Raw genomic sequence first — 12,054 nt, forward strand, 5'->3', positions numbered from 1 at the left:
GGGGCCTTGCGCTAGAGCCCCAGGTAACTGCGCACGGCCGACACACCGGGCTGGCCATCGAAGGTCGTCACCCCCGCCAACCAGCTGTCCAGCACCTGCGGATTGCGCTTGAGCCACTCACGCGACGCCAGCGCAGGCTTTTGCTTGTCGTTGAGGATCGCGCCCATGATCTGACTCTCCATCCCCAGCTGGAACTCCATCCGCGATAACAGCACCCCAACGTTCGGGCACTCCCGGCCGAAGCCTTTGCGGGTGTGGGTATCGACCACCGCAGCGCCATAGTTGGGCCCGAAGTCGTCATCGCCGCCACTGAGGTAACGCATCGACAGCTGGGTGTTCATCGGGTGCGGCTCCCAGCCCAGGAACACGATCGGTTTTTTCGAGCGCACGGCCCGGCGCACCTCCACCAGCATGCCGGCCTCGCTCGACTCGACCAGGCGAAAATCCTTGAGGCCGTAGCGGTCCTTGTCGATCAGGCCCTGGATGATCTGGTTGCCATCGTTGCCTGCCTCGATGCCATAGATGCGCCCCTGCAACGAGTCCTTGAGCCGGGCGATGTCCTTGAAATCCTTGAGCCCAGCCTCGTAGGCGTAGTCCGGCACTGCCAGGGTGTACTTGGCGCCGGTCAGGTTGGTGCGTACCCGCTCGACGCTGCCTTTTTCCAGAAACGGTGTAGAGATCGCCGCCATCGATGGCATCCACGCGCCGAGATAGACATCGATCGTCTTCATCTCCATGGCCTGGTAGGCCATCGGGATCGACAGCATCTGCGTCTTGGTCTTGTAGCCCAGGCCCTGCAGCACAGTGGTGGCAAGGCCTGTGGTGGCAGCGATGTCGGCCCAGCCGACCTCGGCGAAATGCACGGTCTGGCAGGCGACGGGGTCCCCCGCCTGGGCGGTGGCAAAGGCTGCGGCGAACAGCGATGCGGCGAGCATGGATACGGCTGTTTTCTTCGGCATGCGAGCGACTCCAGAACGGTTGAGGGTGGGCGTGGCAATAGGTTGGGACGTCAGGCGCGGTAGTCCGGCTCCTGTTCATCGAGGATTTCCTGCAGCGCGGCAAAATGGCGGCTGGCGAAGTCCGGGTAGTCCAGCCACTGCCGGGCCGTCTTGCGCGCCACGGCGTCGCTGGCGATACGCAGCGGGCGGCCGGTGGCCAGGGCGGTGAGGTAGAGCTCGCAGGCGCGCTCGAAGTAGTAGAGATCGTCGAAGGCCTGGGCCACGCTGGGCGCCGCCACCAGTACGCCGTGGTTGCCCATCAGCAGGATCGGCTTGTCGCCCAGCTGACGACTCACCCGCTCCGCTTCATCCCCCAGGCCCATGCCATCGAAGCCCTCGTCGATGGCCACGCGCTCGAAGAAACGCATGGCGTTCTGCTCGATCGGCGGCAGGCGTGAATCGGCCAGGCAGGCCAAGGCCGTGGCGTACTTGGAATGCACATGCAGGATGCAGCGCGCGTGCGGGTGCTGGCGATGCAAGGCACCGTGCAAGGCCCAGGCGGTGATATCCGGCGCCCCGGGGCGCTGCAGGGCCGAAGGGTCATCGGCATCGAGCAGCAACAAGTCGCTGGCGCGGATCCTGGAAAAATGCCGCCCATAGGGGTTGATCAGAAAGCGCCGGCCATCCTCGGACACGGCCAGGCTGAAATGGTTGGCGATGGCCTCGTGCATGCCCAGGCGGGCAGTCCAGCGAAACGCGCAAGCGAGCTCGACGCGGGCCTGGGCATGGGCGTCTAACACGGCGATGGATGGGTTGTGCATGGCAGTTCCTCGGGCGTCGAGCGCGCCCCCCGGGCACGCATTCACATTCCCGAGTCTAGGGAGCGCGCCAACGAGGACTTGATGCGATGCGACCTGCCTTGTCGCGAATGCACGCCGCGGCGATGGCTGTCGCATTCGGTCAAGTTCGCGCCCAGCGGCCTGACTATGGTGCGGTCATTTCCAATGCACACGAGGAAACGCAGCATGGCGCATCATCAGCTCTTCATTGCAGGACAGTGGCGTGAACCGCACAGCAAGCGCTATCGGGAAATCATCAACCCCGCCGACGAAACCCTGCTCGCCCTGGCGCCAGAGGCAAGCGCCGACGATATCGACGCCGCGATCGACGCCGCCCGCCACGCCTTCGACCACGGCCCCTGGCCCCAGCTGCCGCCGAGTGAGCGCAGCGCCGTGCTACTGCGCATCGCGGCGGCCATCGAAACCGATGCCGCCCATCTGGCGCGCCTGGAAACCCTCAACACTGGCAAGACCCTCGGCGAAAGCGAGGCCGACCTGGCCTGCGTGGTGGCCACCTTCCGCTACTACGCGGGACTGCTCGAAGCGCGCACCGACATCGCCCACCCCCAGGCGCCCGCCCATGTCATCAGCGTCACACGCCATGAGCCGGTGGGCGTCTGCGCACTGATCGTGCCGTGGAACTACCCGCTACTACAGACCGCCTGGAAACTCGCGCCCGCCCTGGCCGCAGGGAACACGGTGATTCTCAAACCCAGCGAACTGACGCCGCTGAGCGCCTTGCACCTGGCATCGCTGCTGGCCGCCCTCGCGCTGCCGCCTGGCGTGTTCAACCTGGTTTGCGGTGATGGCGCCGTGGGCCATCGCCTGGCGCTCAGCGAGCGGGTGGACATGCTGTCTTTCACCGGTGGCGCCAATGCCGGCGCCAAGGTCATGCAGGCCGCCAGTGGCAACTTCAAGCGCCTGGCGCTGGAACTCGGCGGCAAGAACCCGAACATCGTGTTCGCCGACGCCGACCTGGACGTGGCCCTGGACCAAGCGCTCAACGCGGTGTTCTTCAATGCCGGGCAAGTGTGTTCGGCCGGCTCGCGCCTGCTGCTGGAGGCGAGCATCCATGACCGCTTCGTCCAGCGCCTGGCCGAACGCATCGAAGCCATCGTCCTGGGCGATGGCTTCGACAGCCGTACCCGCATGGGCCCGCTGATCTCGGCGGCCCACCGGGACCGCGTACTGGCACTGGTCCATTCGGCACAAAGCGAAGGCGCCCGCCTGGGCGCGGGTGGCCATATTCCCAGGGATGCGCACTTGGGCAAGGGGTTCTGGCTGCGCCCTACCCTGCTCACCGAGGTACAGGCCGACATGGGCATCGCCCGCGAGGAAATCTTCGGGCCGGTGATCACCGTCGAGCGCTTCACCAGCGAAGACCATGCCGTGCAGCTTGCCAACGATACGCCCTATGGCCTGGCGGCGGGCGTGTGGACCGGCGACCTGGGCCGTGCCTATCGTCTGGCGCGGCGGCTACGGGTGGGCACGCTCTGGGTGAACGACTACAACGTGGCCTTTCCCCAGGCGCCCTGGGGCGGTTTCAAGGCCAGCGGCATTGGCCGCGAGCTGTCGGCGGCGGGGCTGGAGGAATTCAGCGAACTCAAGCATGTGCTGCTCAACTGCGAGCCTCGGGCGCTGAACTGGTTCACGTGAGGGCGCCGTCAAGGCTTGCCCGTAGCGCCCGATCGAGCCTGCTGGTCCTGCCAGCGCTTGAGGTTTTGCTCCAGCAGTTGCCTGGGCACGGCGTGGTCGAGCAACTCGGTCAGCTTCTGTGCCAGTTGCGTCCGAAGCTCAGGCTGGTTGCAGGGCGATTGATGCGAGACCGTCAGGTACAGCCCCTCGCTGGAAACCGGAGGGGCCAGGGCCTGGACCTGCTGGGTGATACCCAGGGTCCGGGCCAGCGCCAGGCCTGGGTAAAGTTCGTAGATGACGTAGTCGTTGCGTTTGAACAACAGCTTGCGGAACGCCTGGTCCGCGCTGGGAACCGCTTCGAGGTTCAGGTGGGCGCTGGCGTAGTCGTCAAATTGCTGGCCGTAGCTGTTGTTGACCAGGGTGCCGCCGCTGCGTCCTTGCAGGTCGGCCCAACCGGTGTAGGAAAACGGGTCGTCGTGACGCACCCAGACCACGCTGGGCGTGTTCAGGAACGGCGGTGGGATGAAATCCATGGTGACTTCACGCGATGCGGTACGAAAGGCGCCAGCAATCAAGTCGATTCGCCCGCTCTTGACCTCCTCCTGGGCACGCGACCATGGCCCGCCATAGACCACGTCGATCTCAAGCCCCAGTTCGGTGCCAAGGCGCTGGAGCAGATCGGCATTGGCGCCGATCAGGCGTTGCGGGTTCTGCGGGTCGCGCCACAGGTAAGGCGGATACTCGGGATTGCCCGTTGCCACCAGGTGCTTGCACGGCTGCACCGCCCAGGCAGCCGCCGACGCAAGCAGGGAACAGGCCAGTGACAAGAGCATCGGTCGACAAAGCTTGCGCATAGGGCGCCCTCGGTTCGGTCGTACCCGCCTATCTCGACGATGCAAGTGTAGCGTCTGTAGCGTCGATGCAGGCAGCGAGCCCGCACCCCAAAAGCCCCAGGCATACCTGGGGCCCAGGGGGGTGGTCAAACCGCCCGGACCACGTGCTTGAGCTCCTGGAACGCGGCCAGCCCCCAGGGACCGAGTTCGCGCCCGATGCTGCTCTGCTTGTACCCACCCCACGCCGTCTGCGGGAAGATCACCTGCGGGGCGTTGATCCACACCATGCCCGCCTGCAGGGCGTCGGCCACGTGATTGGCCGCATCAGGGTTTCTGCTGACCACCGTCGCCACCAGACCAAAGTCGCTTTGATTGGCGAGCGCGATGGCTTCTGCCGGCGAGCTGAATCGGCGAATACAGATCACCGGGCCGAAGATCTCCTCGTTCCACACGCTGCTATCCAGGGCGACCTCGGTGAAGACCGTCGGCGCAATGTAGAACCCGCGACCCAGTCCCTCGGGCCGCCGCCCCCCGCATTCGAGCCGAGCTCCAGCGGCCAGCCCGCGGGCAATGTGAGTCAACACCCGCTCATACTGCGCCCGGTTGACCAGCGGGCCCATCTGCACGCCTTCGTCAAAGGGGTCGCCCACGCAGATCGCCTGGGCGCGCGCCTTCACCTTCTCCACGAATACCTCGGCCAGTTGCTCGGCGACCAGCACCCGGCTGGTGGCCGAACACATCTGGCCCGCGTTGTAGAACCCGCCGGCGCAGGTCAGCTCCACCGCCAGGTCAAGATCGGCATCCTCCAGCACGATGAGCGAAGACTTGCCGCCAAGCTCCAGGCTCACGCCCTTCACCGTCTCAGCCGCCCGCTGCATCACCTGGACGCCCACTGCATTGCTGCCGGTGAAGGAAATCTTGGCCACCTGCGGGTGGCTCGACAACGGCGCGCCCACTGCGATGCCCGTGCCGCATACCACGTTCAGCACGCCGGGCGGCAGGCCGGCGTCGAGCATGATCCGCGCCAGTGCAAGCTCCGGCAACGGCGTGACCTCGGAGGGCTTGAGCACCACCGTGCACCCTGCTGCCAGGGCCGGTGCCAGCTTCCAGGCGGTGGTGACCATGGGGAAGTTCCAGGGCACGATGAGCGCCACCACGCCACAGGGCTCACGCCGCAGACGAGCGGCGAAATCGCTGCTGGGCAGTGCCACGCCGCGGTCCTGCGTTGCATCAAGGTCCCGGGCCAGGTCGGCGTAGTACTCGAAGGTGGCGATCACGTCATCCACATCGAGCCCGGCCTCAGCCAGCGGCTTGCCGTTGTTGCGCGATTGCAGCGTCATCAGGTGCTGTCTGTTCTGCCGCACGCCTTCGGCGATCCTTGCGAGCAGCTCGCCACGCAACGCGCCCGCGCTGCTCGACCATGCCGCAAAGGCCTGCGCGGCACTTTGCACGGCCAGATCCACGGTTTGACTGTCCCCGGTACTGACCGTGGCCAAACGGTCCTCGGTGCTAGGGTTGAAGACTTCGAGCGTAGGTCCGCCCGCCAGCCATTGATTGCCGACCAGCACACCCGCGACGACCTCGGATGAACATTCAGGATGGAACATCGTATTGACTCCACGAGCGTCAACGGCCCTGCAGTGCCTGCAGCGCACGAGGACGTAGCGACATGAAAGTTGAAGACCCAGCCTCTTGCGAGCGCTGGGTCTTCAAGCACCTCGAACGAAGGTGAGGCTCAGCGGCTGGCCTGCAGCTTCTCGATGAACTGACGGATCCGCTGGCAGGCGTCCAGCAGGTCCTTGTCGGCGACGGTGAACGACACCCGCACGAAGCCCGCGCAGCTGGCGCCGAAGGCTTGCGCATCGAGCACCGAGACCCCGGTTTCGCGGAACAGCGCCCAGGCGAAGTCGACGCCCGACAGGCCCGTTTCACGGATGTCCAGCAGCATGAACATGCCGGCCTCAGGCACTTTGCCCTTGATCAGCGGGACCCCGTCCAACTCGCGGGCGATCAGGTTGCGCCGACGGGTATAAACCTCGCGGGCCGAGGCGACGATTTCATCGTCCAGCTCGATGGCCTTGAGCGCCGCCTCCTGGACGAACCCCGGCAGGCCGTACAGCATGCACAGCAGCAGGTTGTCCAAGTGCTGGACCAGATCCTGCGGGGCGACGATCCAGCCCACCCGCCAGCCGGTCATGGCGTGGGATTTCGACAGGCTGTTGAGCACCACCGTGCGCTCGGCCATGCCGTCCATGCTGGCAATGCTGATGTGCGGTGCGCCGTAGGTCAGCTGGCAATAGACCTCATCTGAGATCACCCACAGGTCGTGTCGGCGAGCCACCTCGGCCACGGCCTCCAACTCCTCGCGGGTATAGACGTTACCGGTCGGGTTGTTCGGCGTGGCCAAGGCGATGCCCCGGGTATTGGGGGTGAGCGCCGCCTCGAGCGCTTCGGCGGTCAGGCGAAAGTCTTTGTCGGCGGGCTGCTCGATGCATACCAGGCGCGCGCCGCTGGCTTGCACGCTGGCCGCGTAGGTGAGGTACATCGGCTCGGGCACCAGCACGTCGTCACCGCTTTCGAACAGGCACATGGCCGCGGCATACAGGCCGTTCTGCGCACCGGCCACCAGGGCAATGTTCTCGGCGGCCACCGGCATGCCCAGCAGTTTGCGTTGCTTGGCGGCGATGGCTTCGCGCAGCTTGGCCCGGCCCACCACCGGCGTGTAGTGGGTGTCGCCTTCCTTGAGGGCCTTGATCGCGGCCTCGCAGATCGCATCGTCCGTCGCGAAGTCCGGATCGCCGATGCTAAGGATGATCGCGTTCTCGCCCCGCTCCTGCGCTTGGCAGGCGGCATAGTGGATGTCCCAGGCGGCCACGCTCTCGCCGCTGATGCGTTGAACCAAAGATGAATACTTCATTGCTCATTCCTTTTCTGGCGTACGAACCCACGCCATTACGTTAGTCAGTGGACTCGACGCTGCGAGGCGGTGTTGCCCATCAGCTTGAAGCTCTTTTCGATGAGCAGGGCCAGGACAATGTAGGTAATTGCCACCAGCAGCAGCGGCTCGTAGACACGCAGGGTCTGCGAGCGCACGATGTTGGCGGCGCCCAGCAGGTCGGTCACCGCAACGGTGGAGGCCAGTGCCGTGGACTTCAGCAGCATGACACTCTCCCCCGCCAGGGTCGGCCGCACCATCTGCAAGGCCCGCGGCAACCAGACCCGGCGCAGGATCTGACCGCGGCGCATGCCATAGGCCCGTGCCGCTTCCAGCTCACCCTTGGGTACCGCGCGCAAGCCACTGCGCAGCACTTCACCCACATAGGCACCGACACTCAAGGTCAGGGCCAGCGCGACATACCAGAACCCTTCACGCAGGTAGGGCCACAACACCCCGCCCCTGATCAGCGGGAATCCGGCCAGGACACTGCCCACCCCGTAATAGAGGATGTAGATCTGCACCAGCAGCGGCGTACCGCGGATCACGCTGCTGAAGAACCTGGCCGCGTTGGACAGCACGATGTTGTTCGACAAGCGCCCCAGCGCCACCGCGATGGCCAACAGGAAACCAAAGCCTGCCGAGAACAGTAGCAACTGCACGGTCAGGCCGGCGCCACGTACCAGTTCACTGGAAAAATTATTCAGCCATGACAAATCCATGATCGTCCCCTTATACGTTCCTGGGCATCCAGCGCTCGAAGCTGGACTCGAACTTGCGGAACACCATGCTGGAGATCAAGGTGATGACGTAATAGAACGCCGCGACCGCCAGGTAGAACAGCAGGTAGTGTTTGGTCGTGGCGGCAGCCTGTCGCCCGGCGGTCAACAGCTCGCTGTAGCCCACCACGCTGATGAGAGCGCTGTCCTTGACCAGCACCAGCCAGAGGTTGGACAGGCCGGCGATGGCGAAGGGCAACATGCACGGCAGGATGACACGGCTCAGCAGTTTCAGCCGTGGCATGCCGTAGGCCCTGCCAGCCTCGATGAGCCCCGGCGGAATCGCCTCGATCGCCCCGCGAATCACCTCACCCGAATAGGCGCCCTGGACGATCCCGAGCACCACGACCGCAGCCATGAAGCCGTTGACCTCGACGCTGGGCCGGCCCATGGCGGCCATCGCCAGGTTCAGCAGATCGGTGCCGGCGTAGTACAGCAGCAGAATCAACAGCAGCTCCGGCACGGCACGGTACAGCGTGGTGTAGCAGTTGGCGCAGGCGACCAACCAGCGCGGCCCCCTGAGCTTGGCCAGCGCGACCAGCAGCCCGATGCACAGCCCCAGCGCGAAGGCTCCCAGGGATATACCCAGGGTTTTGACCGCGCCTTCGGCCAGGGTCTGCACCCAGCCTTCGGCGAACAGCAGATTGGAGATATCAGAAATGGTCATACAAGCACCCGATCACCCGCGTCCGGTCCAGCCGGTCTCATTGGGAGGCTGAAACAGTGGTCTTGAAGTAGCGCGCACCGATGGCGTCGTAGGTGCCATCTTCACGCACGGCCTTCAGTGCCTTGTTCAGCTTCTCGCGCAAGGCGTCGTCGCCCTTGCGCACTGCCGCGCCGATGCCCTTGCCGAACAGCGGATCGGCCGGGGCGACGCCCTTGCTTGCGAGCATCGAGTTGTCCGGCAATGCCAGCATCGGCTCCACCGAGATCTTGTCGGCGAGCATGATGTCGATCCGGCCACTGCGCAGGTCAGCCAGCAGATCGTCCTGGTCGTTGTAGTAACGGATGGTCGAGGTCTTGCCGAAGTACTGCTTCACGTAGGCCGAGTGGCTGGTCGAACCCTGGACGCCGATGGTCTTGCCCTCGAGCCCTTCGGGGGTGGGCGTCAGTTCCAGGGCCGCATCGCCGACCCACAAGGCCGGGGTCTCGATGTAGGGCTCGGTGAAGTCGACAACCTGCTCGCGCTCAGGGGTGATGGACATCGAGTTCATGATGACGTCGACCTGCTTGGAGCGCAGCGCCGGGATCAAGCCGTCCCAGGCCAGCTCCTTGAGTGAGCAGTCGGCCTGCATGCGTTTGCACACTTCAGTGATCAGCTCAGGCTCGAAACCGCTCCAGACGCCACTGCTGTCTTTATAGGAAAACGGCGGATAGGGCTCCTGGGCGATCGCGAATACCACTTTGTCGTCGGCATGGGCGACGTTGATCGCGCCGGCCAGGATGAAGGTGTGCACGAAAGCAACGAGGGTCTTTTTCATTGAACAGTCCTTTTGCAACTATTGTTTGGTTTTGGCAGCGGACATACAGGGGACAGCGCGCCCCCGGCAGATGAAATGTTCTTGTTGTCAGCGGTTGTGTTGAGCCATCACGAACTGGCGGCAGCGCTCACTGTTCGGGTTCAGCATCACCTGCTGGGGCGGGCCCTGCTCCTCGATCTGGCCTTGGTGCAGGTAGACGACCTGGCTGGAGACGTCCCGGGCGAAGGCCATCTCGTGGGTCACGAGAATCATCGTGCGCCCTTCCTCGGCGATGCCGCGGATCACCTTCAGGACCTCGCCGACCAGTTCCGGGTCCAGCGCCGAGGTGGGCTCGTCGAACAGCATCACCTTCGGACGCACCGCCAGTGCGCGGGCGATGGCAACCCGCTGTTGCTGGCCACCGGACAGGAACGATGGGTAGTCATGGCGCTTGTGCGCAAGCCCGACCTTCTCCAGCAGTTGCTCGGCATGCTCGATGGCATCCTGACGCTTTTCGCCCAGCACATGGACCGGTGCTTCGATCACGTTTTCCAGGACCGTGCGATGGGGCCACAGGTTGAAGTTCTGGAAGACCATGCTCAGGGTCGCGCGAAGCCGCTCGACCTGGCGCAGGTCGGCAATTTCCTGCACGCCACTGCGTCCTTGCTTGAACTTGACCTCTTCGCCGTTCACCCGAAGCGTGCCGGCATTGGGGATCTCCAACAGGTTGATGCAACGCAGCAGCGTGCTTTTGCCTGAACCGCTGGAGCCGATCAGGGACACCACGTCCCCCTCATGGGCGCGCAGGGAGATCCCTTTCAGGACATGGTGATCGCCATAGCTCTTGTGCAGGTCATCGATGGCGACGACGGGGGTGGACTGCAGGCTTGGCAGCCCTTTTTCGTGGATCATTCTTGGATGTCCCATTGTTGTTGATCAACCCAACCGAGTAGCGGCCGCCGCGTGACGCGGCGGGGTCACGCAGGGCGCTCAGGTGGGCAGGAAGTCCGAGGCGTTCAGTTCGATGAAATGCGGCGCGCGGGTGTCCAGGCCTTGCAACAGATCACGCAATCCGGCCAGGCTGGTAGCCGTGTGATGCTGGACATGGCAGGAGCGCGCGAAGGCGGCGAAGTCTGGCGTCAGGATGTCCACGCCCAGGGGCGGGATCTCACGCGCGGTCATGTAGTCGCGAATCTCGCCGTAGCACTGGTTGTTCCACAGGACCAGGATCACCCCGATGCCATGCTCCCGGGCCGCAATGAGCTCGGCGCTGGAGAACTGCATACCGCCATCGCCCACCAAGGCCACCACCGCGCGCTCGGGCAAGGCCACCTTGGCACCGATGGCGGCGGGCAAGCCATACCCCAGCGTTCCATAACCGGTACCGGCGTTGAACCAGGTGCTAGGCGCGGGGGCACGATAGCCCAGGGCACCCTGGTACACCGGTTGCGTCGAGTCACCGACCAGGATCGGCGAAGGCAGGCTGTCACGCAGCGTATCCAGCACCGCTTGCATCGCCTGCTGCTTGCCGGTCCAACCAGCTCGCTCGGCGGCATTGACCTGCGGCACGTTCACCGACGCCCAGTCGCTGTCGGGGCTTGTGCTGGGCAAGGCCGCATTCAGGCCTTGCAGCCCAAGCCGTGCATCGCCGAGCAGGCCAACGGCCGCGCGTTGCACGCCCAGGATCTGCATCGGGTCGATGTCCAGGCGAATGACCGGCACATCCAGGGCCAGAGGCCCCAGGCCGAAGAAGTCGTAGTCCGTTTCACCCAACTCGGTCCCCACTGCCAGCACCACATCGGCCTGGGCAAAGAGCGCACGGCCATGGGCGCTGGACTGGACGCCGTCCAGCAGCAACGGATGGGTCGGTGGCAGCAGCCCACGCGCATTGGTGGTCAAGGCGACGGGGGCCTGAAGGCGCTCGGCCAGGGTCCGCAGGGCATCACTGGCACCCCGTGCGCCGCCGCCGGCAAGGATCAGCGGGCGCCGGGCGTTGCCCAGCAAGGCCGCCGCTTGCTCGATGGCCGAGGCGGCAGGCGCACTGGCCAAAGGCAGGGCGCGCGGGCGCAGGTCCAGACCGTCGGCCGGCATCTCGAGAACATCCAGAGGGATTTCGATATGAACCGGACGCGGGCGGGCACAACCGAACAGGGCGAAGGCCCGGGCAATCACCTCGGGCAGCTCCTGGGGGCGCTGCAGGGTATGGCTGAAGGCACACACACCGGCGATCATCGCCCGCTGGTCGGGCAATTCGTGCAGGTAACCGTGACCCAGCCGCTGGTGCTCGCGCCGGCTGGTGGTGGAAATCACCAGCATCGGCACCGAATCGGCGTAGGCCTGGCCCATGGCGGTGAGGATGTTGGTCATGCCGGGACCTGTGATGATGAAGCACACACCCGGTTTGCCGCTGGCTCGGGCATATCCATCCGCCATGAAGCCTGCACCCTGCTCGTGGCGGGGGCTGACGTGGCGAAGGTGGCTACCGTCCAATCCGCGATACAACTCAACAGTGTGCACGCCCGGAATACCGAACACGGTGTCCACACCATAACCTTCAAGCAGTTTGACGAGCGCCTGAGCACAACTGGTCATTGGGTCTTCTCCTGTTATTTTTACTAGACCGCCGGAGGCATTT

General features: G+C 64.9%; 11 protein-coding genes. 1 reads left to right on the forward strand and 10 read right to left on the reverse strand.

The annotated features are described in order from the left end of the window. Positions 1-11: 11 nt before the first annotated feature. Complete coding sequence (locus ABOA88_RS04440) at positions 12-959, reverse strand: choline ABC transporter substrate-binding protein (RefSeq protein WP_196168627.1); 948 nt, start codon at positions 957-959, stop codon at positions 12-14. A 50-nt stretch (positions 960-1,009) separates the two neighbouring features. Then, the gene (locus tag ABOA88_RS04445) at positions 1,010-1,759 is read right to left on the reverse strand and encodes a class II aldolase and adducin N-terminal domain-containing protein (protein ID WP_196168628.1); all 750 of its coding nucleotides are present in this window, start codon (positions 1,757-1,759) and stop codon (positions 1,010-1,012) included. Between the two features lie 204 nt (positions 1,760-1,963). Between ABOA88_RS04445 and ABOA88_RS04450 the strand changes: the two genes are divergently transcribed. Continuing rightward, a complete protein-coding gene (locus tag ABOA88_RS04450) occupies positions 1,964-3,433 on the forward strand; it encodes an aldehyde dehydrogenase family protein (protein ID WP_367850994.1) in 1,470 nt (489 codons plus the stop codon). A gap of 8 nt (positions 3,434-3,441) precedes the next feature. On the opposite strand, the gene ABOA88_RS04455 is transcribed toward ABOA88_RS04450, so the two are convergent. The 8 genes from ABOA88_RS04455 to ABOA88_RS04490 all read right to left on the reverse strand — a co-directional run bounded on the left by ABOA88_RS04455 (position 3,442) and on the right by ABOA88_RS04490 (position 12,011). After that, on the reverse strand, positions 3,442-4,266 hold the full coding sequence (locus ABOA88_RS04455) for a substrate-binding periplasmic protein (RefSeq protein WP_196168630.1): 825 nt from the start codon (positions 4,264-4,266) through the stop codon (positions 3,442-3,444). Between the two features lie 125 nt (positions 4,267-4,391). Beyond that, positions 4,392-5,852: an aldehyde dehydrogenase family protein gene (locus ABOA88_RS04460; RefSeq protein WP_367850995.1), complete on the reverse strand. Its 1,461-nt coding sequence runs from the start codon at positions 5,850-5,852 to the stop codon at positions 4,392-4,394. A gap of 128 nt (positions 5,853-5,980) precedes the next feature. Further along, positions 5,981-7,162, reverse strand: coding sequence for a pyridoxal phosphate-dependent aminotransferase (locus ABOA88_RS04465; protein WP_196162224.1), 1,182 nt, complete (start codon positions 7,160-7,162; stop codon positions 5,981-5,983). A gap of 44 nt (positions 7,163-7,206) precedes the next feature. Continuing rightward, positions 7,207-7,902 carry an ABC transporter permease gene (locus tag ABOA88_RS04470; protein WP_196168632.1) on the reverse strand — a complete coding sequence of 232 codons (696 nt, stop codon included), beginning with the start codon at positions 7,900-7,902 and terminating at the stop codon, positions 7,207-7,209. A gap of 10 nt (positions 7,903-7,912) precedes the next feature. Continuing rightward, a complete protein-coding gene (locus tag ABOA88_RS04475; protein WP_196168633.1) occupies positions 7,913-8,626 on the reverse strand; it encodes an ABC transporter permease in 714 nt (237 codons plus the stop codon). Between the two features lie 37 nt (positions 8,627-8,663). After that, the gene (locus ABOA88_RS04480; RefSeq protein ID WP_196168634.1) at positions 8,664-9,440 is read right to left on the reverse strand and encodes a transporter substrate-binding domain-containing protein; all 777 of its coding nucleotides are present in this window, start codon (positions 9,438-9,440) and stop codon (positions 8,664-8,666) included. A gap of 87 nt (positions 9,441-9,527) precedes the next feature. Then, positions 9,528-10,331, reverse strand: coding sequence for an ABC transporter ATP-binding protein (locus ABOA88_RS04485; RefSeq protein ID WP_070091523.1), 804 nt, complete (start codon positions 10,329-10,331; stop codon positions 9,528-9,530). A 78-nt stretch (positions 10,332-10,409) separates the two neighbouring features. Further along, positions 10,410-12,011, reverse strand: a complete 1,602-nt coding sequence (locus tag ABOA88_RS04490) for a 5-guanidino-2-oxopentanoate decarboxylase (protein ID WP_196168635.1) — start codon at positions 12,009-12,011, stop codon at positions 10,410-10,412. Positions 12,012-12,054: the final 43 nt, after the last annotated feature.

It is taken from the genome of Pseudomonas sp. PKS (assembly GCF_051913525.1).
Lineage (GTDB): Bacteria > Pseudomonadota > Gammaproteobacteria > Pseudomonadales > Pseudomonadaceae > Aquipseudomonas > Aquipseudomonas guariconensis_D.

Bases quoted from the DNA above. Each gene is read 5' to 3' on its own strand.
- ABOA88_RS04460 (WP_367850995.1), bottom strand. From the start codon at position 5,852: ATGTTCCATCCTGAATGTTCATCCGAGGTCGTCGCGGGTGTGCTGGTC.
- ABOA88_RS04470 (WP_196168632.1), bottom strand. From the start codon at position 7,902: ATGGATTTGTCATGGCTGAATAATTTTTCCAGTGAACTGGTACGTGGC.
- ABOA88_RS04485 (WP_070091523.1), bottom strand. From the start codon at position 10,331: ATGATCCACGAAAAAGGGCTGCCAAGCCTGCAGTCCACCCCCGTCGTC.
- ABOA88_RS04480 (WP_196168634.1), bottom strand. From the start codon at position 9,440: ATGAAAAAGACCCTCGTTGCTTTCGTGCACACCTTCATCCTGGCCGGC.
- ABOA88_RS04455 (WP_196168630.1), bottom strand. From the start codon at position 4,266: ATGCGCAAGCTTTGTCGACCGATGCTCTTGTCACTGGCCTGTTCCCTG.
- ABOA88_RS04440 (WP_196168627.1), bottom strand. From the start codon at position 959: ATGCCGAAGAAAACAGCCGTATCCATGCTCGCCGCATCGCTGTTCGCC.
- ABOA88_RS04465 (WP_196162224.1), bottom strand. From the start codon at position 7,162: ATGAAGTATTCATCTTTGGTTCAACGCATCAGCGGCGAGAGCGTGGCC.
- ABOA88_RS04445 (WP_196168628.1), bottom strand. From the start codon at position 1,759: ATGCACAACCCATCCATCGCCGTGTTAGACGCCCATGCCCAGGCCCGC.
- ABOA88_RS04450 (WP_367850994.1), top strand. From the start codon at position 1,964: ATGGCGCATCATCAGCTCTTCATTGCAGGACAGTGGCGTGAACCGCAC.
- ABOA88_RS04475 (WP_196168633.1), bottom strand. From the start codon at position 8,626: ATGACCATTTCTGATATCTCCAATCTGCTGTTCGCCGAAGGCTGGGTG.
- ABOA88_RS04490 (WP_196168635.1), bottom strand. From the start codon at position 12,011: ATGACCAGTTGTGCTCAGGCGCTCGTCAAACTGCTTGAAGGTTATGGT.